This is a genomic window from Nocardia sp. NPDC047654 (genome assembly GCF_043205035.1).
Taxonomy (GTDB): domain Bacteria; phylum Actinomycetota; class Actinomycetes; order Mycobacteriales; family Mycobacteriaceae; genus Nocardia.
In genome coordinates this window covers 1,761,843-1,786,482 of sequence record NZ_JBIDDF010000001.1, presented here as the reverse complement: position 1 = coordinate 1,786,482, position 24,640 = coordinate 1,761,843, and the positions used below count along the sequence as shown (strand labels likewise).

General features: G+C 69.6%; 20 protein-coding genes. 8 read left to right on the top strand and 12 right to left on the bottom strand.

Features of this window, described 5'->3' with window-relative positions; all coding sequences use genetic code 11:
- Nucleotides 1-16 precede the first annotated feature (16 nt).
- Nucleotides 17-2,926, bottom strand: coding sequence for a UPF0182 family protein (locus ACGF7Y_RS08335; RefSeq protein WP_393230731.1), 2,910 nt, complete (start codon nt 2,924-2,926; stop codon nt 17-19).
- A gap of 67 nt (nt 2,927-2,993) precedes the next feature.
- Nucleotides 2,994-3,395, bottom strand: coding sequence for a TetR family transcriptional regulator C-terminal domain-containing protein (locus ACGF7Y_RS08330; RefSeq protein ID WP_393230729.1), 402 nt, complete (start codon nt 3,393-3,395; stop codon nt 2,994-2,996).
- 68 nt (nt 3,396-3,463) lie between these two features.
- On the opposite strand from ACGF7Y_RS08330, the gene ACGF7Y_RS08325 reads away from it, so the two are divergent.
- A complete protein-coding gene (locus tag ACGF7Y_RS08325; RefSeq protein ID WP_393230727.1) occupies nt 3,464-5,692 on the top strand; it encodes a glycoside hydrolase family 3 C-terminal domain-containing protein in 2,229 nt (742 codons plus the stop codon).
- Between the two features lie 14 nt (nt 5,693-5,706).
- Here the strand turns inward: ACGF7Y_RS08325 and ACGF7Y_RS08320 are convergent, their stop codons facing one another.
- Complete coding sequence (locus ACGF7Y_RS08320) at nt 5,707-7,005, bottom strand: DUF3533 domain-containing protein (RefSeq protein WP_393230725.1); 1,299 nt, start codon at nt 7,003-7,005, stop codon at nt 5,707-5,709.
- A 65-nt stretch (nt 7,006-7,070) separates the two neighbouring features.
- Between ACGF7Y_RS08320 and ACGF7Y_RS08315 the strand changes: the two genes are divergently transcribed.
- The gene (locus tag ACGF7Y_RS08315; protein ID WP_393230722.1) at nt 7,071-7,670 is read left to right on the top strand and encodes a TetR/AcrR family transcriptional regulator; all 600 of its coding nucleotides are present in this window, start codon (nt 7,071-7,073) and stop codon (nt 7,668-7,670) included.
- A gap of 27 nt (nt 7,671-7,697) precedes the next feature.
- Here ACGF7Y_RS08315 and ACGF7Y_RS08310 read toward each other — a convergent pair whose 3' ends face one another.
- The 6 genes from ACGF7Y_RS08310 to ACGF7Y_RS08285 form a co-directional block, all read right to left on the bottom strand.
- Complete coding sequence (locus ACGF7Y_RS08310) at nt 7,698-7,844, bottom strand: hypothetical protein (RefSeq protein ID WP_063917340.1); 147 nt, start codon at nt 7,842-7,844, stop codon at nt 7,698-7,700.
- Nucleotides 7,845-7,905: 61 nt separating this feature from the next.
- On the bottom strand, nt 7,906-8,793 hold the full coding sequence (locus ACGF7Y_RS08305; RefSeq protein ID WP_393230719.1) for a VOC family protein: 888 nt from the start codon (nt 8,791-8,793) through the stop codon (nt 7,906-7,908).
- Nucleotides 8,794-8,809: 16 nt separating this feature from the next.
- On the bottom strand, nt 8,810-9,859 hold the full coding sequence (locus ACGF7Y_RS08300) for a 2Fe-2S iron-sulfur cluster-binding protein (protein WP_393231035.1): 1,050 nt from the start codon (nt 9,857-9,859) through the stop codon (nt 8,810-8,812).
- Between the two features lie 77 nt (nt 9,860-9,936).
- On the bottom strand, nt 9,937-10,164 hold the full coding sequence (locus ACGF7Y_RS08295) for a hypothetical protein (protein ID WP_393230716.1): 228 nt from the start codon (nt 10,162-10,164) through the stop codon (nt 9,937-9,939).
- Between the two features lie 10 nt (nt 10,165-10,174).
- A complete protein-coding gene (locus tag ACGF7Y_RS08290; protein WP_393230713.1) occupies nt 10,175-11,317 on the bottom strand; it encodes a Rieske 2Fe-2S domain-containing protein in 1,143 nt (380 codons plus the stop codon).
- A 93-nt stretch (nt 11,318-11,410) separates the two neighbouring features.
- Nucleotides 11,411-11,917: a flavin reductase family protein gene (locus tag ACGF7Y_RS08285; RefSeq protein ID WP_393230710.1), complete on the bottom strand. Its 507-nt coding sequence runs from the start codon at nt 11,915-11,917 to the stop codon at nt 11,411-11,413.
- 224 nt (nt 11,918-12,141) lie between these two features.
- Here ACGF7Y_RS08285 and ACGF7Y_RS08280 point away from each other — a divergent pair, with 224 nt between their 5' ends.
- The 4 genes from ACGF7Y_RS08280 to ACGF7Y_RS08265 all read left to right on the top strand — a co-directional run bounded on the left by ACGF7Y_RS08280 (nt 12,142) and on the right by ACGF7Y_RS08265 (nt 17,289).
- Nucleotides 12,142-12,984, top strand: a complete 843-nt coding sequence (locus ACGF7Y_RS08280) for an IclR family transcriptional regulator (protein ID WP_393230707.1) — start codon at nt 12,142-12,144, stop codon at nt 12,982-12,984.
- Nucleotides 12,985-13,021: 37 nt separating this feature from the next.
- A complete protein-coding gene (locus ACGF7Y_RS08275; RefSeq protein WP_393230705.1) occupies nt 13,022-13,597 on the top strand; it encodes a PadR family transcriptional regulator in 576 nt (191 codons plus the stop codon).
- A 58-nt stretch (nt 13,598-13,655) separates the two neighbouring features.
- The gene (locus ACGF7Y_RS08270; RefSeq protein WP_393230702.1) at nt 13,656-14,891 is read left to right on the top strand and encodes a bifunctional 3,4-dihydroxy-2-butanone-4-phosphate synthase/GTP cyclohydrolase II; all 1,236 of its coding nucleotides are present in this window, start codon (nt 13,656-13,658) and stop codon (nt 14,889-14,891) included.
- 118 nt (nt 14,892-15,009) lie between these two features.
- A complete protein-coding gene (locus ACGF7Y_RS08265; protein WP_393230700.1) occupies nt 15,010-17,289 on the top strand; it encodes a LuxR C-terminal-related transcriptional regulator in 2,280 nt (759 codons plus the stop codon).
- Between the two features lie 19 nt (nt 17,290-17,308).
- Here the strand turns inward: ACGF7Y_RS08265 and ACGF7Y_RS08260 are convergent, their stop codons facing one another.
- The 3 genes from ACGF7Y_RS08260 to ACGF7Y_RS08250 form a co-directional block, all read right to left on the bottom strand.
- Nucleotides 17,309-18,163 (bottom strand): alpha/beta fold hydrolase, encoded by an 855-nt coding sequence (locus tag ACGF7Y_RS08260; protein WP_393230697.1) that lies wholly within the window; start codon nt 18,161-18,163, stop codon nt 17,309-17,311.
- Nucleotides 18,163-19,326, bottom strand: a complete 1,164-nt coding sequence (gene hsaA / locus ACGF7Y_RS08255; RefSeq protein ID WP_393230695.1) for a 3-hydroxy-9,10-secoandrosta-1,3,5(10)-triene-9,17-dione monooxygenase oxygenase subunit — start codon at nt 19,324-19,326, stop codon at nt 18,163-18,165. The genes ACGF7Y_RS08260 and hsaA overlap by 1 nt, the downstream gene beginning before the upstream one ends.
- A gap of 97 nt (nt 19,327-19,423) precedes the next feature.
- Entirely contained in the window at nt 19,424-20,905 is a 1,482-nt protein-coding gene (locus ACGF7Y_RS08250; protein WP_393230692.1) for an FAD-dependent oxidoreductase, read from the bottom strand.
- Between the two features lie 163 nt (nt 20,906-21,068).
- Between ACGF7Y_RS08250 and ACGF7Y_RS08245 the strand changes: the two genes are divergently transcribed.
- Both ACGF7Y_RS08245 and ACGF7Y_RS08240 read left to right on the top strand, forming a co-directional pair.
- Nucleotides 21,069-23,471 (top strand): PEP-utilizing enzyme, encoded by a 2,403-nt coding sequence (locus ACGF7Y_RS08245; protein ID WP_393230689.1) that lies wholly within the window; start codon nt 21,069-21,071, stop codon nt 23,469-23,471.
- Between the two features lie 79 nt (nt 23,472-23,550).
- Nucleotides 23,551-24,456, top strand: coding sequence for a tyrosine-protein phosphatase (locus ACGF7Y_RS08240; RefSeq protein WP_393230686.1), 906 nt, complete (start codon nt 23,551-23,553; stop codon nt 24,454-24,456).
- Nucleotides 24,457-24,640 lie beyond the last annotated feature (184 nt).

Here is a 24,640-nt window from a genome sequence, read left to right as displayed (position 1 = left end):
GTCACCGACGCCCGCGTCAGCGACCGTTGCGGTCGAGTTCGTTCAGCTGCTTCTGCAGGCTTTCGAGGGCAGCGCGGATCTCATCGATCTGCCTGTTCAGGTCGGCGATCTTCGCTTGATCCACCGGCGGCGGCCCTTGCGCCTGCGGTTGCCCCGACGGCGGCGCCACCGGCTGCTGCTGGCCCGGTGGCAGTGGAGCGCCGGGGCCGCCGCCGGGTGGTGTGGCGAGTCGGCCGGTGCCGGGCCCGAACACCTGGTCGAGCGCCTCGGCGAGAGTCGGCGCGTATCCCACGAGGACGCCACCGGTGCCGGGTTCGCGATAACTGACCAGCACCCGCGCCAGCTGCGGGAAGGTCGAGGCGTTCGGCGCCGTCGAGATCCGTTCGGTGAACAGCGGCTCGGCGTAGAGCACGCCTCCGTCGGCGATCGGCAAGGTGAGCAGATTGCCGTATTGGATCCGGTTCGAGCGCTCGAGCAGGGTGCGCTCGGATGCCACCCTGGTGTCGGAGATCATCGAGTTCTGGATCTGCTGCGGCCCCTGGGTGAGGGTGTCGGTGGGCAGTTGCAGGACGGTGATCTTGCCGTAGTTCTCGGGATCGGAGCGGACGGAGACATAGGCGGAGAGGAATTCCCTGTTGTAGCCGACCATCGCGCTGGCCAGCCGGAACGACGGCTCCGCGCTGCCTTGGCCACCCAGTAGGACGTAGAACGGCGGTTGGTGCGGATTGGTTTCCACGGTGGGATCACTGGGCACCGACCAGAAAGCGTTGGTGGTGAAGAACTCCCGCGGTTCGTCGACGTGATATTTGGCGAGCATCTCGCGCTGGATCGTGAACAAGTCCTCCGGATACCGGAAGTGGGCGCGCAGTTGCGGGGTGATCGATTCCTCGGGTTCGACCGTGCCGGGGAAGACCTTCATCCAGGCCGCCAGGACCGGGTCTTGCCGGTCGATCTGGTAGAGCCGCACTGTGCCGTCGTAGGCGTCGACGGTGGCCTTGATGGAGTTGCGCACGTAGGAGACCTGCCGAGGCGATCCCCGGTCGGTATCGTCCCCCGGTTCGAGCGCATCGAGCGAGCTGCGTTTGGCGTAGGGGTAGCCGTCGATCGAGGTGTACGCGTCGACGATCCAGACGATACGGCCGTCCACCACCGCAGGATAGGGATTGTTGTCGGTGGTCAGCCACGGTGCGACGAGTTCGACGCGGTGGCGCGGATCGCGATTGAAGATGATCTTCGACCCGGGACCGATCGCTTTGGAGAAGACGATGTTGCGCTCGGTGTAGGTCGCGGCGAAGGCGAGGCGATCGAGCCAGTTCCCGATCGGGACGCCACCGGCGCCGGTGTAGGTGTACGAAGTGGTGTCGGTGTCGTACTCGCGTGGCTCCGCGCCGCCGCCCACGATGGCATAGTCCGGGCTCGCGTGGGCGATCACTTCGCCGAAGTAGACGCGGGGCTGATCCACTCGGATCACCTGATGCCCGGCGGCTTGGGAGGCGATGTCGCCGACCGCGTAGATCGGATATCCGCTGTTGCTGCTGGCGGCATCGCCCGCGGCCTCGCGGACCGCCGCGTTGACCCGGTTGGCCGGTGCGGCGACGAATCCGTTGCCGTGCGTGTAGACGGTGTGCCGGTTGACCCAATGGCGCTGATTACCGCTCAGCGCGCTCGGCGTCAGCTCCCGCGCCGCGACCACGTAGTCGCGCAGTTGTCCACCGATGCGATAACGGTCCAGGTCCAGATGCGGTGGGAAGCTGTAGAAGTTCTTCAGCTGTTGCTGCTGGGTGAACGTCCGGGACAGCACGTTCGGGTCCAGGAGACGCACGTCGGCGAGCGTCGTGACGTCCGAGGGAACCTCCGACGGCGGCTTGGTTCCGACACCGGAATACGGCTGGTACTCGACTCGGTCGCCGCCGATCCCGTAGGCCTGCCGGGTAGCGGCGATATTGCGTTCGATGTAGACGCGCTCCATGTCGGCGGCGTTCGGGCGGACGGAGAACTGCTCGACGGCCAACGGCCAGACGGCTCCGACCAAGATCGACGACAACAGCAGCAGCGCGGCGGCCATCGCCGGGATCCGCAGATCCCGCACCACGATCGCGGCGAAGACCGCCGCCGCGCAGATGAGCGCGATCGCGAAGAGAATCAGGCGAGCGGGGAACACCGCGTTGATGTCGGTGTAGCCCGGGCCCGCGAAGGTGGGTTCCTTGCTGCTACTGGAGAGCAGCGAATACCGGTCGAGCCAATAGGCGACCGCCTTCAACACGATGAAGCTGCCTGCGAGTACCGCGAGCTGGACGCGGGCCGCGTGGGTCAGGCCGCCCGCCTTTCCGGACAGCCGCAGCCCCCCGAGCAGGTAGTGCGTCGCGAGCCCGGCGACGAAGGCCAGCAGGACGGCGACGAACAACCAGTTGACGACGAATCGGTAGAAAGGCAGGTCGAAGACGAAGAACCCGACATCGTGCCCGAATTGCGGGTCCGGCACACCGAACGACCCGCCGTGGACGAACAGCTGGACGGTCATCCAGCTCGACTGCGCGGCGAGGCCGCAGACGAGTCCCACCGTGACAGCGACACCCAGACCGAACCGCCGCGGACGCCGGATCACCATCGCCCGAAACGGCCGGAGGCTGTCCTCTTCCCCGGACTCCGGCAGGAAGAGCGGGCGGAACCGGAACGCGAGCCACATCGCCACGAACAGGACGCCGCCGATGATGAGCGCGATGACGAAGAACAGCGACAACCGCGTGAGCAGCACGGTGAGCCAGACGCCACGGAAGCCGACTTCACCGAACCACAGCCAGCCGACGTAGCCCCTGATCAACCGGGGCACGATCAACAACGACACGACGAACACCGTGGCGGCGATCACCAGCAACCGTGTGCTGCGATGCCACCGCCGCAGGCTGGGGCCGTCGCGTGCGCTCATTTCCCACTCCCGTGGCTGCCGCCCGGCCGATGACGGTACGGCCGACGCGAAACCGCTGAGTCCGATACTACCGGGGTGGGGAAAACCGTTCGGGCCGGTCGGCCGGGCGCTCGATCAGCTCCCACAAGTACGCCACGTGGTCGGCCATGTCCACGTCCGGGTCGTACAACCATTGCGTTTGCAGGGCGTCGAGGAGGGCCATGGCGATGACGGCGAAGCGCCCGGGGTCGAGATCGGCGGGAAGGCGGCCGGATTCACGCAGGTCGGCGACGGCGCGGGTGAGGGCGTCCCGGACGGTGCGGTAGCGGTCGCGGAAGTGCTCGTGGACGGGGTGGCCCGAGCGGGTGGCCTCAGCGGAGAAGCGAGTGTAGAGCTCGACCAGGCCGGGGACTTCCGCGTTGTGCCGGATCAGGCCCAGCAGCGCGGCGGGCAGGTCGGGCGGCGCGGGCCGGGGTGGTGAAGGCCGCACGGTCGGCCTCGTCGCGACGTGCCAGGATGGCGGTGAACAGCTGCACGGTCTCGACCCGAGGAGCCTCGATGACGAGCAAGCCCGACCTCGCCGATCTGGCGCCCGAGCAGCGCGCCGCGCTCGGCAGCGGCGCGGACTTCTGGACCACCAAGGCGATCGGTCCCGTCGCCTCGGTGACCATGACCGACGGCCCGCACGGTGTGCGCAGGCAGGCGGGGGCTACCGATCACCTCGGGCTGGCCGAGAGTCTGCCCGCCACCTGCTTCCCGCCCGCGGTGGGGCTCGCGCAGAGCTGGGACACCGAACTGGTGCGCCGGGTGGGCGCGGCCCTGGGCCGGGAGGCCCGCGCCCTGGACGTGGACGTGCTGCTAGGGCCGGGCGTCAACATCAAGCGGGATCCGCGCGGCGGCCGCAATTTCGAGTACTACTCGGAGGATCCGCTGCTCACCGGCCTGCTCGGCGCGGCGTGGGTCACGGGGCTGCAAAGCACCGGAGTGGGCGCCTCCCTCAAGCATTTCGCCGCCAACAACGCCGAGCACGACCGGATGCGGTCGAGTTCCGATGTCGACCCGCGCCCACTGCGCGAGATCTACCTGCGCGGGTTCGCCCATATCGTGCGCACGGCCCGGCCGTGGACGGTGATGTGCTCCTACAACCGGGTCAACGGTGTGCCCGTCGCGCAGAATCGCCGGCTGCTCACCGACGTGCTGCGCGGCGAATGGGGATTCGACGGTGCGGTGGTCTCCGACTGGGGCGCGGTGGCCGACCGGCCCGCCGCCGTGACGGCCGGACTGGATCTGGAGATGCCGGGCGGCAGCGGCCTCTCCGACGCCCAGGTGATGGCGGCGATGGCCGCGGGCACCCTCGACCCGGCGGACGTCGATCGTGCCGCGCGGAACGTGGCGACGCTGGCGGCGCGAGTGGTGGCCGGTCGCGCTATGGCCCACACCGTCGACACCGATGACCACCATCGCCTGGCCCGCGAGGTCGCCGCACGCTGCGTCGTCCTGCTGCGGAACGACCGTGGCCTGCTGCCACTGGCACCGGGGCGCTCGCTGGCGGTGATCGGCGAATTCGCGACGGAACCTCGATATCAGGGGGGCGGCAGCTCACACGTCAACCCGACCCGGCTCGATGTGCCGCTGGACGAGATCCGCGCGCTCGCGGGCTCCGGAACGGTTTCCTACCGCCGGGGTTTCGCCACGGATGACACGGACGCGGACAACGACGCGTTGCGCGCGGAAGCCGTCGCCGCCGCGGCGAACGCGGACGTCGCGGTGCTGTTCCTGGGCCTGGCGGCCACGCAGGAATCCGAGGGCTTCGACCGTGAGCACCTCGAGCTGCCCGCCGAGCAGCTGGATCTGCTGGACGCGGTGGTGCGGGTACGACCGGACACGGTGGTGGTGCTCGCGCACGGCGGCGTGGTGCGGCTGGGCCCGGTGGCCGCGTCGGCGCCCGCCATCCTGGACGGCGGGCTGCTCGGCCAGGCCGGGGGCGGCGCACTCGCCGACGTGTTGTTCGGTGTGGTGAATCCGTCGGGGCGACTCGCCGAGACGGTGCCGGTCCGCTTACAGGACACCCCGGCCTATCTGAATTTCCCGGGCGAGAATTCGCACGTGCGCTACGGCGAGGGCCTGTATGTGGGCTACCGCTGGTACGACAGCCGGGAGATGGACGTGTGCTACCCGTTCGGGCACGGCCTGTCCTACACCACGTTCGATTACTCCGATCTCACACTCACCGCGAGCGACGCGGGCATCACGGTGCGCGTCGGCGTCACCAACACCGGTTCCCGCAGAGGCCGCGAGGTGGTGCAGGTGTACACCGCGCTGCCCGGCTCCTCCGTCACCCGTCCGGCCCGCGAGCTGAAGGGCGTCGCGGTGACCGCCGAACTGGAACCGGGTGCGCGCGAGGAGATCTCGATGCTGCTACGACACGACGATCTGGCCTATTGGGAGACTCGGGTCGACCGCTGGATCGTGGAAGGCGGCGCCTACCGGGTCTGGGCAGGCGCTTCCAGCCGGGATTTGCGCGTCAGCGGGCTGGTCGACGTCGCCGGAGACGAACTGCGGATCCCGATCACGGCGGAGTCGACCCTCGGGGAGGCCTTGGCCGATCCGAGGGCGGCGGCCGCGCTGGCCGACGTGTTCGGCGGCATGTCCGAGAGCATGGGCGACGCCTCGGCACTCGGGGTGGACATGATGCGGATGATCGCCTCCATTCCGCTCAATCGCCTCACCGGCTTCGGCGTCGACCCGCGGAAGCTCGACGCGCTCCTGGCCGCCACCGGCGACTGATCGCCCGGACCCGTTCATCCGGCGACGGCGGGCGCGCCCACGGCGGGGGCACTGCCGAGAGGCGTTGTCGCGCGGTGCAGTCCACGGCGGTCGTAGGAGTACGTGGCCGTGACACCGAGGACCAGTCCGATTCCGAGGCCGAGCAGCGTCATCCACAGCCCGTGGCCCAAACCGGCTCCGGCGTGGGCGTCGAAGAACATGATGGCGCGCACCGCCAGGTAGATCTGGTGCATCGGCTCGAAGGCGGCCAGCTTCGCGATATAGACCGGCGTCGCCTCCAGTGGGACCGTGGCGGCCGACGACGGCAGGCCCAGGACGACGAACAAGATCAGGTTGACCAGTAGGCCGGCGGTGCCGAAGGTGGCCAGGACGGCCAGCGCGGTCACGCCGACGGCGACGATGGCGAGTATGCCGTAGAGCCACAACAGCAGTGGGCTGCCCAGCGGAACACCCAACGCGGCGGCCACGGCGAGGAATATCCCGGACAGGATCGGCGCCGCGGTGAGGACGACCGCCCACTTCACCAGCAGTGTCCGGAATCGGGAGATCCCGGTGGCCGGCTGGTGGACGAACCACGGACCGTACTCGGTTGGCGTGAAACCGAGTACCGAGTCGACGAGCGTGTGGATGATCATGGCGCCGGTGAAGCCCGCCAGCAGCAGGATCAAGGTGTAGAAGAAGGCGACGAGGCCTTGGCCTGCACCGTCGTCCATGGGGCGGTACGGCGCGGTGACGATCTGCACCGGGTCGGCGAGCATCAACCTGGCGGCGCCGGTGAGCTCGACCGGCGCTCCCGGACCCGCCGCGAGGGCGGCGTTCACCTGCCCGGTCAGGTTCTTGCCGACGGTCTCGTCCACCTGGTTCAACGCGCGATCGGCGACGCGCTGCATGATGCCGGTGGTATACGGACCGATGCGCGGATTGGTATGGACCGTGATCACCGGCCGCTCGATCTCCCCGGGGACCACGGCGGCCGCGCCGAGGATGGCCAGACGCTTGGTGAAGTCGGACGGGATGACGATGGCGCCGTACACCTCGCCGTCCTGCAACTGTTCGCGCGCCTGGGCGATGCCGAGGACGCGCAGGTCGATCTTCTCCGCCGGGATCCCGGCGACCAGCGCGTCGGTGACCTGGGCGCCGATGTTGGCGGGTTTGCCGTCCAGCGTGTCACCCACGTCCTGATTGACCAGGGCGATCGGGAAGTCGTGCAAGTTCTTCTCGGTATTGCCCGCGTAGCCGAGGTACATGGTGGCGAGCAGCGCCGCGAACACCGTCAGCACTGCGATCGGGGCGGTGAAGGTCCGAACCGTCATGCGAGTAAATGTAGTCACCGCCTACAAAGTAGGCAATGCCTACATTTTGTTATCCTGCAAACACCATGCCGATCACTCGAAGCCGGTCCTATCACCACGGCGACCTGCGCGCCGAACTGCTGCAGCGGGCCGAGGCGACGCTGCGCGAGTCCGGCGTCGACGGCCTTTCGCTGCGCGGGCTGGCCCGTGACGTCGGAGTCAGTCATGCCGCTCCGACCCGGCATTTCAAGGACAAGCAGGCATTGCTCGACGCCATCGCGGTGTCGGGCTTCCAGCGTCTCGCCGCCGCCTTGGAACAGACCGCGGCCGGGAGTGCCATGGAGGGGCGCTTCCGCGCTCTGACCCGGACCTATCTCCGATTCGCCACCGAGAATTCCGCGCTGGTGGCGCTCATGTTCGCCCGCAGGCACAGCCCTGCCGCGGGCGATGTGATGTCCCGAGCCGTGGACGCGGCGTTCGCGACGCCGGTCGCGCTCATCGCCGAAGCGCAGCAGCGGGGTGAGGTGATCGCCGGCGACCCGCGGCGCATCGCGCTGTCCGCGGTCGCCGCACTGCAAGGCCTGGCCACCTTCGTCGGCTCGGGCGTGATCGCCGTGGAGGCCGCCGACGAACTGCTGGACGAGACCACGACGCACATGATCGAGGGTCTGCGTCCGCGGCCGTGATGCTCCGGGCGCGCCCGGAGCTCTCGGTCAGTACGCGATGAACAGGATCTCGTCGCGTGAGTAGTCGTGTCCGGGGTGCTTCTCCGCCAGGTGCGCTTGCGTCTTCGCCACGAGATCGTCCTCGTCGGTTCCGACGATCGATTCTCCGCAGGGGCAGTTCAGATTTCGCTTCATCAGCGTTCCTTCCTCCTCGAATCGCCAGTCTAAGTCCTCGGCACGTGACCGCCCCGCCGGGTCAGCTACGAGACCATTCGTGGCCCCAGTAGCTGTCCGCGGTGATCTCCTCTGCGGTGTAGGTGGATTCGTCGACCAGCAAGCCCTCGGTGCCGTATTCGAGATCCCAGCCACCGGGTGTGCGGACGTAGAAGGAGATCATCTTGTCATTGGTGTGGCGGCCCAGGGTCGACGACAACGGATAGCCGGCCCGCATGACGCGGTCCAGCGCGCGGCCGACGGCGTCGAGCTCGTCGACCTCGACCATGATGTGCACCAGGCCCGGACCGTCGGAGCGGGTGCCGGGGATCAGGGCGAGGCTGTGGTGACGCCGGTTCACGCCGAGGAATCGCACGCGAATCGGGCCCACCTCGGGCGGGGTGGGCACCCGGAACGATCCGCGCGGCAGGAATCCGAGCACCTCACAGTAGAAGCGGTTCGCCTCCTCGAGGTCGGGCACCGGTAGCACGACATGGCCGAGCCCCGATCCGGCCGTCACGAAGCGGTTGCCGTGCGCGGTCACGACCGGGCTGTGGTCGAGCACCGGGCCGTGGAAGACCTCGACGGTGAACCCGGCGGGATCGACGAAGGTGAAGGCCTCTTCCACCCGCAGGGCGTCGACCCGATCCTGGGCGAGCGATGCGACAGCCACGCCCGCCCGCTCCAGTGTGTGCCGCACCCGGGCCAGGGCGCGGTAGTCGCGCACCTCCCATCCGACGGCGAGCACGCGGTCCTGTTGCGCGGGAACGAGTTCGAAGCGGTAGGCGTGCTCGTCCATCCGCAGGTACAGACTGTCCGGATTCGGGCCGGCGCCCTGCGCGAAGCCGAGAACGTCGAACGCGAAGGTCCGCCAGGCCGCCACATCGGCGACGGCGATCCGGACGTAGCCGAGCGAGGCGATATCAGCCATTGATTCGTCGTACTCCTCAGGAATAGGTGACTTGCACCGTGTCGGTGATCGGGACCGCCTGGCAGGCCAGCACGTACCCCTCGGCCAGATCGGCCTCGTCGAGAACTTCGTTGTGCCGCATCTCCACCCGCCCCGAAACGATCCGGCAGGTGCACGCGCTGCAAGCGCCCTCGCGGCAGGAGTAGGGCGCTTCCAGTCCATTGGCCAGCAGGACGTCGAGTAGCACCTGCTGCCGCGGCCACGGAAGTTCGCGTGTCTCGCCGTCGAGATCGACCGCCACGGTGGCGCGATCGCCGGAGTCGAGGACTTCAGGTGCGCCGCTGTCGAACGGATTGCCGTTGAGCGACACGAACTTCTCGACGTGCACGCGCTCGCGGCCGGCCCCCAGCCCGATCAGTGCGGCGGAGACGGCGTCCATGAACGGACCGGGACCGCAGACGAACGCCTCGCGACCCGACCACGGTCCGGCCAGCGCCGCGAGCTGCGCGCGGCTCGGTAGCCCTTGCACGCTCTCCAGCCAGTGCACCACGACCAGGCGGCCGGGATGCCGGGCGGAGAGGTCGGCGAGCTCGGCGGCGAAGATCACCGAGCGCTCGTCGCGGTTGGCGTAGATCAGCGCGCAGTGCCCGGACCCGGCGGCCAGCACCGATTTCAGGATCGACAGCACCGGGGTGATGCCACTGCCCGCCGCGAACAACAGCAGGTCGTCGTCGAGCGACGCGGGGGTGAAGACGCCCGCGGGCGGCAGGGCGTCGAGGACCATCCCCGCTATCGCGTTGTCGCACAGCCAGTTCGATGCGTATCCGTCGGGGGTTCGCTTGACGGTGACCTTCAGCGGACCCTGCTCGTGCGGCGCGCTCGACAAGGAGTAGCAGCGGCTCACCGAGCCGGTCAGCTCGCTCGGTATCCGCAGCGTCAGGAACTGACCCGGACGGTATGCGATCGAATCCGGCTGCTCGGTGACGGCATCCAGCTCCAGCGATACCGCATCGTGGGTTTCCCGGATCACCTGCGCCACGCGCAGGGGCAGAACCGCTCCGGGCCGGCTCTCGTTGTCGCCGGGGATACCCGTACGCGGCGGCACCACCGCGGTCGCTCGCGCCCCATTCACTGTCGTGTCCCCTCTCCGGTCGTCCACGGCGTTCACGGCACGTCCCCGTCACGGGTGCCGACTTCGATGCGACCGCCGGCGACCGCGGCATCGATGCTGTCGCGCAGCGCGGCGCAGGTCCGCATTCGCGCGCTGTCCGCCCCGGTGAACTCGGCGCAGACCGCCACCGCGCTCGCGGTCCACTGCACGCTGGTGTGCTGCGGGCTGAATTTCTCGACCAGCACGCACGTCGCGCAGGTACGGCAGGTAACCGGTTCCATCGCGGGCCGCTCAGGCCTCGGCGCCGGCGCGCTGCTCGGCGAGATTCTCGGCGACCTCCGCCTCCCAGGCGGTGACCGCCCGGGTGGTGTCGACCTCGAACTCGAAGCGATCGGTCATCTTCGGGTCGATCTCGGCCACGTCGGTGTAGAACTGCTCATACCAGCGGCGCAACTGGTAGACGGGTCCGTCCTCCTCGCACAGCAGCGGATTGTCGATGCGGGTCTTGCGCTGCCAGATCGCTGCGTCCTGTTCGAAGCCGCGGCCGAGACCACCGGCGAACTTCGCCGCGATGTCCTCGGCCTGTTCCGGCGACACGCCGTGCGGCTTCTTCACGATGGCGCCGTATTGCAGCACGAACTCGGTGGGAGACACCGGGTAGTGACAGTTGATCAGGATGCCCTCGACCGTCAGGCCCGCGCTTTCGCTGCGCAGGTGATCGATCATGTAGGAAGGGCCGTAGTAGGAGGCGTCGGAGTGCAGGACATTCTTGCCGCCCAATGCCTTCGCGGTCTCCCCCATCATGTCCTCGCGGGACACCGAGGTCATGTACTGACTGGCGATGTGACCTTCGAAGACGTTCTTGAAGTAGGTCGGGAACCCGAAGTGCACGTAGAAGAAGTGCGCCATGTCCACCACGTTGTCGATGACCTCGCGGCAGTTCGCGCCGTCGATCGTCATGGTGTTCCAGGTCCAGTCGGTCCACTCGTCGCTGAACGCGCCCTCGATGCGCGGGATGGCGACGTGTTCCGGCGGCGGATTGCCCTCCGGGTCGTTCCAGACGAACAGCTGCTTGTTCTGCTCCAGCGTCGGCCACGATCGGGTCCGCGCGCGGGGTGGCACCCGGCGGCCGTAAGGGATGCCGGTGCAACGGCCGTTGCCGCCCCAACGCCAGTCGTGGAACGGGCAGGCGATCGAGTCCCCCTTGATCCGGCCGTCACCCAGGTTCCCGCCCATGTGCCTGCAGTAGGCGTCCAGGACGTTGAGCTCTCCGCTCGCGCCGGCGAAGACCACCAGTTCGGTGCCGAAGATCTCGACGGTATGCGGTTTCCCGTCCCGGAAGTCCTGCGCCAGCCCCAGGCAGTGCCAGCCACGCGCGTACCGGGCGGGCGGAGCGCCCGCGTCGATCACTCGAACCTCGGTGTCGGTAGTCATCGGTTCCTCCACAATTCACGCACGTTTGTCACCTCGATATTTCGGTTCGGCATGGCGGGGCGGAAATGCGCAGTCCCACTGGCCGGGAGGCGCTCAGGCCGGATCGAATCGTCCGAACGCGGAGCGGTAGAACAGCAGCGGTGGCGCCTCGCGATGCTCCGACAGCGCCGTGACGCGCGCGATGACGATCGTGTGGTCACCGCCGTCGACCTCCTGTTCGAGTTCGCAATCGAGCCAGGCCACGGCGCCGGCCAGCCGCGGCGAGCCGTTCGGCGACGGCTCCCAGTCGACTCCCGCGAACTTGTCCGTGCCGCTGCGCGCGAGCTGCCCACAGATCTCCTGCTGGTCGTGGGCCAGGATGTTGACGCAGAACCGCCCGACCTCGCGGATGCGCGGCCACGACGTAGACGTGCGCGCCGGGCAGAAGCAGACCGCGGGCGGCTCCAGCGACAGTGCCGAGAACGACTGGCAAGTGAATCCGGCAGGCCCGGCCGCCGACCGCGCGGTGATCACCGTGACGCCGGTGCAGAAGCGACCCAGCACGGCTTTGAAGTCGCGCACGTCCAGTGGCGATCCGTCCATCTCGAGCACCGGTTCCATCGGGCCTCCTCTTTCGATCAGGCATATACCTGACAGCTATGACAGCAGCCGCCGCCGGAGCGAGGTCAACATCGGAGTCCGGTCACCGAGACGGAGATCCGTGGAAGCTACGTAGTTCTCCCGATTCCTCCCGGTCGCGAACCCGTCAGTGTGATGGGAGACACAAACGATCGGACACGTGGTGCCTGGTCGACGTAGACCGAATGCGACCGACGGAGGTTCGAATGACCGTCACCCTGCTACCCGACGCCGAGCCGCACACCACCCGGCTCCCCCACCGCGGCCGGCCCGACGGGGCCGACCCCGGCTCCGCCGACGTGCCGGTATCGATGATCGAGCGGATGACCCTCATCCTGGACGCGTTCGACGCCGCGACCCCGACGCTGACGCTGCTCGGCCTGGTGGAGCGCACCGGCCTGCCGCGCTCGACAGTCCATCGGATCCTCGATCAGATGATCCGGCTGCGCTGGCTGGCCCACACCTCCGGCGGGTACCGGCTCGGCATGCGCACCCTGGAACTGGGCGGACTCACCGCCGATCACAACGAGATCCGCGACGCCGTCAGCCCGCTGCTGCACGAACTGTGTCAGCGCACCGGCATGGTCGGCCATCTGGCGGTGCTCGACGGACGCGAGGTCGTCTACCTGGACAAGGCCGGTGGCCGCTTGGCCGCGCTGCTGCCCACCCGCCTCGGCGGTCGCATGCCCGCGCACTGCACCGCGCTCGGCAAGGCGATGCTGGCGGCGCTGGAACCGAGCATCGCCGAAGCGGCGTTCCATACCAGGCTGCCGCGCCTGACCGCGCACACCATCACCGAACCCGGCGCGCTGCATCGCGCCTTGGCGCAGATCCGGCTGCGCCAAGGCGTGGCGCTGGACCGGGAGGAATCGATGGACGGAATCGCTTGCGTCGCGGCGCCGTTGCGTGGCCGTGGCACGACGCCCGCGGCACTGTCGCTGTCCGGGCGGGCCGAGGCGATGAGTTTCGACAAGCTGGCACGGGTGCTGCTCGAGATCTCCCACGAGGCGGGCCGGACGTTGTTCCCCCGCCGGGCGCGCTGGCGATAGCCCGAGTCCGAATATGCCTGAGCGGTACAGTCCGACCATGACCGATGGCGGCACACCCGCGGTGCCCGACCTGCCGACCACCGCGTGGGCCGTGCTCGGAATGCTCTCGCACGCCGATGAACTTTCCGGCTACGACTTGAAGAAATGGGCCGACTGGAGTCTTCAGTTCTTCTACTGGAGCCCGTCGTTCAGCCAGATCTACGCCGAACTCAAGCGTCTGGAGAAACACGGCTACGCCAGTTCCCGCACGGTGGTGCACGAGGACGGCGTGCGCGGCAAGCGGATGTACGCCATCACACCGGAAGGCCGTGCCGCCGCCGCGAACTGGGTCAACCACGCGCCGGTCGAGGCGCCGGTGCTCAAGCACAGCGTGATGCTGCGAGCGTGGCTGGGCAATCTCGCCGAGCCCGAACGGATGCGCGAAATCCTCACCGAGCACATCACATACGCCGAGAAGATGCGTAAACGCGCCGAGGCCGACGCGAAGGGCGCCGAGGCGAATCCGGACTGGGCCTATCCGGAACTGGTGCTGCGCTGGTGCGTGCGGCACTACGAGGCCGAGCGTGATTTCGCGCGAGAGTTGCTGACGGATATCGATCGCCTCACTGAGTGAGACCCCGCCTGGCTGTTCCGGCCCCGTCATATTTCTATTAGGCATATGGAGGTGGCGGATGATGACCGGTGAACTGGACTCGGTGCCTGCCGCGGTGGCGGCGATCGCGAGCGGCGGCATGGCGCTGGTGGTGGACGACGAGGACCGCGAGAACGAAGGCGATCTGGTGCTGGCCGCCGAGCGGGCGACCGCGGAGAATATCGGTTTCCTGGTGCGGCACACCAGCGGCGTGCTGTGCGTGCCCATGATGGGCGGCGATCTGGACCGGCTGGAGCTGCCGCCGATGACGGCGGTCAACCAGGATCCGAAGGGCACCGCCTACACGGTCTCGGTGGACGCGGCGACGGGAATCGACACCGGCATCTCGGCCGCCGACCGCGCCCACACCATGCGCCTGCTGGCCGATCCCGCCGCCACACCCCGGGATCTCACCCGTCCCGGGCACGTATTCCCCTTGCGGGCGCACCCGCGCGGCGTCCTCGGTCGGCGAGGGCATACCGAGGCCGCCGTCGATCTGGTACGGATGGCGGGACTACGCCCCGCCGGAGTCATCGCCGAGGTGGTGCGCGAAGACGGGTCGATGGCCCGGCTCCCCGAGCTGCTGACCATGGCCCGGGTGCACGGAATCCCGATCATCTCCATCGCCGACCTGGTCGACCACCGCCGCGGGCTCGAGCCGGGCGTGCGGCGCGTCGTCGAGACCCGGCTGCCGACCCGTTTCGGCGAGTTCCGGCTGGTCGGCTATCGCGATGAGACGAACCGCGCCGAACATCTCGCGCTGGTGCTCGGCACACCGGGCGAGCGCGACGTGCTGACCCGGGTGCACTCGGAATGCCTCACCGGTGACGCGTTCGGCTCGCTGCGCTGCGACTGCGGCGAGCAGCTCGACGCCGCCATGCAGGCCGTGGCCGCCGAAGGCCGCGGCGTCGTGGTCTACCTGCGCGGCCACGAGGGACGCGGCGTCGGACTGCTCAACAAACTGCGCGCCTACCAGCTCCAAGACGCCGGTGCCGACACGGTCGACGCGAACCTGCGGCTCGGGCTGCCCGTCGACGCCCGCCACTACGGCGCCGCGGCGCAGATCCTCGCCGACCTGGGCGTGCGGTCGGTCCGGCTGCTCAGCAACAATCCGGCCAAACAGGCGGGTCTGACCGCCTACGGTATCGCCGTCGAACGGCGAATTCCCCTGCAGACCGGTACGACCGAGCACAACGTGCGCTATCTGCGCGCCAAGCGTGACCGGATGCGTCACCAGTTGACCGAGGTCGACGACGCCGCTGTCGCCGTCCGATGAACCGGAGCGGTTCGGTTCCACCGCCCCCGTGCCGGCGCGCCACGCCGGCACATCCACCGGAGTCGATTTTGTCCAGAATGCTCCTGCGCGCCACGCGCGGTACCTAGGGTTGACACCCATGGCGCGGCGTCCCATCGGCAACCTCCCTGCCGAGGTCACCAGCTTCGTCGGGCGCCGGGAGGAACTCGCCGCCGCGAAGCGGCTGCTGCCCACGACGCGGGTGCTGACGCTGCTCGGCCCGGGCGGTGTCGGCAAGACCCGGTTGTCCCGCCAGGTCGGCGCGGTGGTCGCGCGCGCGTTCCCGGACGGAGTGTGGACGGTCGAGCTGGCCGATGTGCACGACCCCGACCTGGTGACGGTGACCGTCGCGGAGGCGCTGGCGCTGCGCGACGACACGGCGGCGCCCTTGCGACGGCTGACCGAGTTCCTCGCGGACAAACGGTTGCTGCTGATTCTCGACAACTGCGAGCACCTGATCGACGCGTGCGCGCGGCTGGTCGGCAGGATCGTGGCCACCACCCCTGAGGTACGGGTGCTGGCGACCAGCCGGGAGGTGCTGGGGGTCCAGGGCGAACAGGTCATGCCCGTGGCGCCCCTGCCGCTCGCAGAGGGGGAGAGCGCGGACAGCGATGCGATGCGGCTGCTCGCCGAACGGGCGGGCGCCGCCAATCCCGGATTCGTGGCCACCTCGGCGAACCGGGGTGCGCTGGCCGCGATCTGCCGCAGACTGGACGGCATTCCGCTCGCTCTGGAACTGGCCGCGTTGCGGTTTCGGATGTTCACTCCGGAGCAGATCCTCGCCCGGCTCGACGACACCATGGGCCTGCTCAGCGCGGGACCGCGACTCGCGCCGGAGCGACAGCAGACCATCGAGGGTGCGATCCGCTGGAGTTATGACCTGTGCACGCCCGCCGAACAGCGGTTGTGGGAGCAGCTGTCGGTTTTCGCGGGCGGCTTCGACATCGACGCCGCCGAGGCCGTGTGCCTGCCCGCGTCCGGGGCGCGGACACTCTTCGACGCGCTGACCGGCCTGGTCGACAAATCGGTGCTGAGCCTGCGCTACGACGGCGATGTCGGCCGGTACTCGATGCTGGAGCCGATCCGGCAGTTCGCCCACGACCGGCTGGCCGAGCGGGGCGACGAGCCCGCGGTGCGCGCGCGTCACCGCGACCACTACCGGCGGCTGGCGTTGCGCGGCCGGACCGCGTATTGGAGTTCCGACGACGTCACATGGTTTCGCGCACTGAACCGCGAGCACGCGAATCTGCGCGCGGCTCTGCAATCCGGCCTCGTCGACACACCGGAGTCGGCACTGGAGATGGCCGCGGTGCTGCGGCCGTTCTGGGAGCACAACCGCTTCCTGACCGAAGGGTATCGCTGGCTGACCGATGCGCTCGCGAAGTCGAGCGAACCGACCGAGCTTCGCGCACGCGGGCTGTCCGCGGCCGCCTCGCTGGCGGCGCTGCTGTCCGACCGCGGGTCCGCTCGCCAATTGGTGGACGAATGCGTGACCCTGGCACGAAAACTCAATGCCCCCGATATTCTCGCCGAGGCGATGCTCGATTCGGCACTGCTGGCCTTCAACGACGGAGACACCGTCCGCGCGCTCGAATTGGCGGAAACCGCGACGCATCTGGCGGCCGAATGCGGCCATCACGCCATGGAGATGGACAGTCTCGCCTTCGCGTTCGTGTGCGCGCTGGTGCTCGCCGACGCGCGCTCGACCGTTTTCGCCGAGCGGTTGCTCGCGGTCGCCACCGAGCGGGGACCGTCTCTGCTCGGCGGGCTGGCACAGTGGTCGATGGGCCTGGACCATTGGCGACGCGGCGATCAGGCCGCCGCGACCGGCTATCTCGCCCGGTCCATCGAAATGTTCAGCCTGTTCGAGCGGTGCGTCTGGCTCGCCTCCGGATTCGAGGGGCTGGCGTGGACGGCGGTGGACCGAGCCGACTTCGAGCGGGCCGCGCGTCTGCTCGGCGCCGCGGAGATCCTCGCGCGCAGCACGGTGCGCCTCGCGCACGCCATCACCGGCGTCTTGGGTGACAAGATGCGTGGTCGCGTCCGAGAAGCGCTGGGCGAACGCAGGTTCCAGGAGATCTTCGACAGCGGTGCGGCGCTGTCGTTGGGCGAGGCGATCGACTACGCGCTGGGTCGCACGCCCGTCACGGCGCGTCCGCCACAGCCCACTTCGGCCGGCTTCGAGGCGGCCGACGTCCTCACCCGGCGGGAGAAGGACGTCGCCCGGCTGGTCGCGGCCGGGCACAGCAACAAACGCATCGCCGCGGACCTGGTGATCTCGGTGCGCACCGCCGAGACCCACGTCGAGCACATCCTCACCAAGCTCGGCTTCACCTCGCGAACCCAGGTCGCGGGATGGGTCCGCGATCACGGGCTGTGACCGACGTGGGCGGCGGCGATCAGAGCCCGGCGGCGAGGAAATCGATGACGGCGCGTTCGAACGCCGACTTGCGCTCGATCTGCACCCAGTGACCACAGCGGGCGAAAACGCGCAGATCGGCGTCGGGGATCTGCCGTGCGGGCAGCAGCGACGCCTCCACCGGTGTCACTCGATCGTCGCGCCCCCACAGGATCAGTGTCTGCGGGCGCAGTCCGCGCAGCCGGGCCCACAGCGGAACCGGTTCGGCGAGAACGGGATCGGCGAACGTCGCGTAGGCGTCGCGCAGCGCGGCGATGGCGGCCGGATCCGAGGCGGCGGCCAGCCGGGCTTCGATCAGGTCCTCGGTCAGAGTGCCCGGGTTCGACACCATGGTGCGCAGCCAGGGCACGAGGCGCTCGCGGGTGGGGTCGGCGCTGAACTCCAGCAACCGCGTGATGCCTTCGGACGGTTCCGGTCCCAGGACATTCACCCCGACGCCGCCGGGCGCCATCAGCACCAGCCGATCGATCCGGTCGGGATGTTCCAGCGCCAGCAACGTCGCGACCGCGCCGCCCATCGAATTACCCAGCAGGTGGACGCGGTCCAGGCGGAGGTCGTCGAGCAGCCCGAGCACCGCGTCGGCGGAGACGCGCAGGTAGTTGCGTTCGTACGCCGCCGGGCGGCCGCTGGCGCCGAAGCCGGGCTGGTCGACGATCAGACAGCGGAAACGCTCGGCCAGCACCGGCAGGTTCGCGCCGAAGTTGGCCCAGCCCGAGACTCCCGGCCCCGAACCGTGCAGCAGCACCAGGGGCGCACCAGCCCCCGCCTCGTGGTAGCGCAGTTCGTAGCCGCCCGTCGTGCTCCAGCGCGTGGTGTTCTCGGCGGTGAACGTCATCAGATCATCCGATCCGTGACCGGCAGCCCGAACGCGTTGCGGCCGTAGAGGACCAGGGCGCGCTCGACATCGTTGATGACGTGCACGCTTCCGGCGTGCGCGTCGCGCCAGTGCCGCTCGATCGGATTGGGTTTGCGGATGGCGTGGCCGCCGGAGTTGTCGAACAGCAGGTCGATGGCCTCGATGGCGCGTTCGGTCCCGCGCACCTGATCGCGGCGGCTGCGCACCCGCAGTTCGAAGGGGATCTCCTCCCCCGCTTCGGCATAGCGCAGCTGCTCGCTGATGTTGCGCTCCATCTGCAGGACGGCCGCGTCGATCTCCGAGGCCGCGCGAGCGACCCGGACGTGCGCGAACGGGTCCTCGGCGGCCTTCTGCCCGCCGTAGGAGATCCGCACCCGCTCACGCATCCGCTCGATGTGCGCTTCGTAGGCCCCTTGGGCGGCGCCGATGATGGGTGCGGTGATGGTGTTGGAGAACACCGCGCCGAACGAGATCCGATAGAGCGGGGCGGTATTCACCTCTTGACCGGGTCCGCGTAGCTCCGCCTGCTCACTCGCGCGGTAGGTCCGGTGGGCGGGCACGAACGCGTTCTCGATGACGATGTCGTTGCTGCCGGTGCCGGACAGCCCGGACACATGCCATACGTCCTCGATGCGGTAGTCGGTGCGCGGCACCAGGACGGTCAGGTACTCCGCTCCCCCTTCGTCGTTCGGCACGACCGCCCCGAGGAAAGCCCAGCGGGCGTGATCGCATCCGGAGGAGAAGCTCCAGCGACCGCTGATCTCGAAGCCGCCCGCGCCGGGCGTCAGCTTGCCGGTGGGCGCGTACGACGAGGAGACCAGCGTGTCCGGATCGGCGCCCCACACGTCCTCCTGTGCCCGCAGCGGGAACAAGGCGAGCTGCCACGGGTGCGCGCCCAGCACCGACGACACCCACGCCGTGGACGGGCATGCGGTGGCGATAGCCCGGATCACCTCGTAGAACGCGACCGGGGACGATTCGTCGCCACCGAAGCGAGACGGCTGCAGCATGCGGAACACCCCCGCGTCGGTCAGCTCTCGCATGCTCTGCTCGGGCACTCTGCGCTGCCGGTCGGCGTCGGTGGCTCGCTCTCGGATCGCGGGCAGCAGATCCCGTACCCGATCGAGCACCTTGTTGGTCATATGCGGTAGTCCTCCTCGTAGTGCCGTCTTTCGACGCTAGGCCGGTGCGGCGCCGTCGGCCCCGATCCATCCCGATGACCGGAACCCACCGGCGGGATCAGTCGGTGCGAGCCGCGGCGGCGCCCGCGCGGCGGCCGAAAAAGGTGCCGTCGCCGAGCGAAGTGCCGCTGATGTAACCCTCGCCGTGCAGGTTGCTGGCGGCCCGGCCGGCGGCGAACAGCCCGGGGATCGGGGCGCCGTCGATGTCGAGCACGGCGCCGTCGAGCGAGGTGTGCAGACCGCCGAGGGTGAAGACGGATGCGCCGGTCCCGCGGCGATCACCGGACTCCGACGGTGGCCGCACCCCCGCCCGCACGTCGATCGCGGCGAGCGGTGGCGCGAGGGGCCGAAGCCAGCGCGGCGCTTTCCCGAATTCGGGATCCACGCGGCGGGAGGCGAAGCTGTTGTACCGGCGGATGGTGTCGGCCAATGCGGCCGCCGGTAGGTCCATCAGATCGGCGAGTTCCTCGGCGGTCTCCGCCACGTGGGTCGGCCGCACACCCCACCGCTGGGGTTCCGGTACTTCGTCGAAGGCCCGTTCGTCGAGCACGACCCAGGTCCGCATGTCCTGCCGGAACAGTGCCGCCTGGCCGATCCGGCCGGGATAGGTGTCCTCGTTGATGAACCGCTGCCCGTTCCCGTTCACCACCATGCCGCGCGCGGCGAGGCCGGGAACGAGTGAGATGCCCACCTGGCCGGTGGCCATGTGCCGCACGGCCGCGCCGAGCGCCTGTGCCATCCGGATCCCGCTTCCGTCGTCGGTGCCCGCGCTGACCTTGGTGTGTCCCAGCAGTTTCGGCGCGTGCGCGGCCAGCATGGCGTCGTTGTCGACGAATCCGCCGGTGGTCAGTACGACGCCGCGGCGGGCACGGACGGTCAGTTCCGTGCCGTACCGCCGGGCCACCACGCCGACGACCGTGCCGTCGCCCGCGACGATCAGGCAGGTGGCCCTGGTGTCGGAGAGCGCCGTGGCACCGGCGGATCGAGCGGCCCCGGCAAGGCGGTCCATCAGCAGCTTGCCGCCGAAGTCGGCCGCGGCCGGGCGATGGCCACGGGGCGCGGGCGCGGCGAGTTCGGCGAACGGCCCGCTGTTCTCCCCCAGCCACATGAGCCCGTCATCCGTCGGCGGTACCCAGGCCGGCGCGTCCCACAGCGTGGGTTTGAACGGCACACCGCGGTCGGCGAGCCAGTGGAAATGCGCGACGCTGTCCGCGCAGTAGCGGGTGATCTTGTCCGGGTCGGCGCCCGGCCCGAGCGCGGCCGACAGGAACGCGGCCATCGCCGCCGGGTCGTCATCGAACCCGCAGGCCCGCTGGATCGGTGTGCCACCGCCGAGATAGATCTCGCCACCGGAGAGGGCGGATGCGCCGCCGGGACCGCTCATCCGATCCAGCACCAGTACCTGCGCGCCGCCCGCCGCCGCCTCGAATGCCGCAGCGGACCCGGCGCATCCGTAGCCGACCACCAGCACATCGGTCTCGATGTCGTAGGCGCGCACGTCGGCGGCCGCGCGGGGCGCGACCGAATTCCGATCACTCATGGAGTCGACCTTCCCGCTCCGCGCTCGGTGGCCGCAGGCCCGTCTTGGTGAGCGACCCTCCGGTCCCGGTGATCGGGACTGCGCACCAGCACGGGGGCGCCGGGTGGCGATGGTGTGTGAACGGCGTCACGTCTGCGTGGGCGCCAGCGAGGAGGAAGAATTCATGCGGGTCCTGGTCACCGGAGTTTCCGATCCGACCGGTCGCGCGGTGGCGCGCATGCTGCTGGCCGCGGGCCACGACGTGGTCGGGCTGGATCGCGAGCGCCACCGGTACGTCGATCCTCGGGTCGAGGTGATCACCGGTGACCCGGAGGGGCCGGCGATCTGCGCGCAGGCCGTCGCCGACTGTGCGGCGGTGGTACACCTGGGCGGTTCGCTCGCCGCGATCGCGCGAGCGGCCCGAGCGGCGGGGGCGCGAATCGTGGTTCCCGTAGGCGCGGGATCGGACGCGGTCGCCGAGGATGCGGTGCGGTCCAGCGGGGCGCAGGCGCTGATCGTGCGCACCGCGCCGGTCGCGGGCAGGCGCGTCGAGGGCTCGAGCGGGCGAAACCTGCTGCGGCTGCTGGGTTCCCGCCCGGCGGGCGGATTCCAGGTGCTGCACACCGACGACTTCGAACGCTTCCTGGTACTGGCCGTGGGATCGGGACGTACCGGCGTCGTGGAGCTGGCCGCGCCCGGCGTGGTTTCCGCCGAGGACGCGCGCCGCATCCGTGCGGCGGCGGGAACACGGCGGCTGCGGCGAAAGTCGCGCACCCGGCCCGCACCGCGGGTGGATTCGACGGCGGCGCGCGACGAGTGGGGATTCCGCTGCGGGTGGACCGCGTCGGAAGTGGCGGCGGATATCGTTCGCGGATTGGGCGGCCGCAAGGTCGACGGCGGCGAACTCGTCGCTCGCACCGGCGCGATCCCGCTGCCCGGCTATCTGGTGCCCAGCCGCGCCGCCACTTCGGACGGCCACGCCCTGGTGTCGGTGGCGCCGGAAGGTCTCGAGGGCGAATTCGACGATCGCGTCGACCCGGCCTATCCGGTGCACACCGCGACGAATACCTCCGAGGCGCTGCCCGGCCCGCTCACGCCGCTGACCGTTGATCTGCAGGCGGGCGCGATCCGGCTGGCCAACGCGGCGATGGGCCGGATGATCGCGCTGGAGGGCATCGCGCTGGAGCACTGGACCAGCCGGGTCACCACCGTCCTCGGGCACCACATCTACATCAACGCCTCCATCGGGGTGCTGGCCGCGGAGAACATGCCGGGCTGGGACGAGCAGAGCATCCGTCGCGACGTCTACGGCAACATCCCGGCCGAGATCTCGCTGACCCCGCACGGCAAACCACCCACCCCGACCGGTTTCGCCAGTACCCGCGCCACCTGGCGCGCCGCAGGCCGGGTGCTGCGCACGGCGCTGCGTTATCGGGAGACCACCGACGGTATCAACGCCGCCGCGCACCAGGAGACGTTGAGCGCCGCGGCGATCCGCGAGCTCACCGACGAGCAACTGCACGCTCGGGCCCTGCTGTGGCGGGACCGGCTGAACCACTCGTGGGCGGCGGCGTCCATCGGCGTGATGATGACCGGCGCGGCAACGGCCATCCACTCCCGTGGCAAGGAATCGGCGGACGTGCCCATCGACCTCGAGCGGTTGGAGTCGGCCAGGACCATGCTCGCCGTGGAACGGCTCGCCGCGCTGTGCCGGGCCGACACCGCGTTGCAGGACGCGGCGCACTCGGGCGATGTCGGCGCGACGCGGGCGATCTCCCCGGCGTTCTCCGCCGCGCTGGACGAAGAACTGCACCGGATCGGGCATCGCGGGCCGGGCGAGTGCGAGCTGATCAACCCCACTTTCGGCGACCGTCCCGAACTGCTGGTCACCGCCGCAGCCCGAGCGGCCGCGATGCCCGCGCCCAAACGGGAACCGGTCGACTCGTCCCCGAGCCGCACCGCGCGGATGGCGGCGGGAGCGACGATGGCGCGCGAACGCGTCCGCGACGCCGTCGTCCGGTACACCCACTGCCTGCGCCTCGCCGTGCGCGAGCGGGCGGGCCGGCTGATCCGGGAAGGGCGGCTACAGCAGACCGAGGACGCCTGCTTCCTCACCCTCGACGAAATCCTCTGGGCGCCCGCTGATCTGACCGAGCGCGTAGCACGGCGGCGGGCGGAACTCATCCGGCTACAGGGCATCCGGATGCCGGACGTGATCGCGGGCGATTGGGAACCGCTCTCGGACGCGGACGCTTTGGCGCCCGGGGAAAGCCTGAACGGCATCGGAGTGTCCTCCGGCGTCGTGGAGGGCACCGTGAAACGCGTGCTGTCCCTCGACGACGACATCGAGCCGGGCGACATCCTGGTCGCGTCGGTCACCGACACCGGCCACACCGCGATGTTCGCCTACGCGGCCGCGGTGGTCACCGACATCGGCGGATCAGCTTCCCACGCCGCCATCGTGGCCCGGGAATTCGGCATCCCCTGCGTCGTCGACACCAAGACCGCCAGCGCGGCCCTCGCCGACGGGCAGCGGGTGCGCGTGGACGGGTCGGCCGGCACGGTCACCCTGCTCGCCGACGCATGAGCCGGGGCCGGGGGCGCGCACCCCGGCCCCTCGCCGGTTCGGCGCCGCCGGGCCGCGACCCTATGGAAGGAATGATCCAGTGACGATTTCGCGTGCTGTTCGCGGGGCGATGACCGGTGTCGCCGCCGCACTGATCGCCGTATTCCCGTCCACCACCACCGCATTCGCGGGCCCCGCCCTCGTGCACACCGTGCACGACCGTTCCATGCAGCTATCGGCGGCGCCGAATGCCAGGGACATCGGCGACTATCCGACCCAGGGCAACGGCAAACTGCGGACCGGCGTCGTCTTCCGCACCGACGCCCTGGACAAGCTCACCGCCGCCGACCAGCAGAAGCTGGTGGCCGCGGGCATCACCGCGGTGATCGATTTCCGCAGCCCGGCCGAGTCCGGGGCCAATCCCGACAAGCTTCCCGCGTCGATTCCCGCCCTCGCGCGTCCGGTGTACGACCCGGGCAACGACTTCTACTCGATGGTGGGCAAGGCGGTACAGGGCGGCCCGGCCGTGCAGCAACAGATGTTCGGCGACGGCAAGGCCGCGGGCATCATGCGCGACTACTACCGCTGGCTGGTCAGCGACGCCACGGCGCGCGGCCAGTTCGGCGCCGCGATCCGGGATGTCGCGAACGCCACCGGGCCGGTGCTGTTCCACTGCACCGCGGGCAAGGACCGTACCGGCTGGATGACCGCGATCTTGATGACGGCGCTCGGCGTCCCGAAGGGTCAGGTGTACAAGGATTATCTGGAGTCGAACGACAACCTGGCCGCGGGTAACAAGGCGCTGATGGACGGGCTGGTGGCCAAGGGGCTGGTCACCGATCCCGCGCTGTTCGATCCGATCCTCGGCGTGCAGCGCGATTTCCTCGATGCCGCGTTCGACCAGGCCGGCGCGTCCTTCGGTTCGTTCGACCGGTTCGTCTCCGAGGGGCTCGGCGTGGACGGTCCGACGCTGGAGGCGCTGAAAGCCAAGCTGCTGTCGCGGTAGTCGAGGACAGGGCGGGCCGGTGATCTCGAATCACCGGCCCGCCCGGCCGTTCAGGGCCCGCCGGCCGCGGAGACCACCCGCCTGGGAAGCGGTGATCGCACAGCTTGCCACCCCCGGTGTATCGGCGTGCGCGCCGAAACCGCGCGACTATTCAGCCGGTGTTCGGGATTCGACGCGGCCTCGC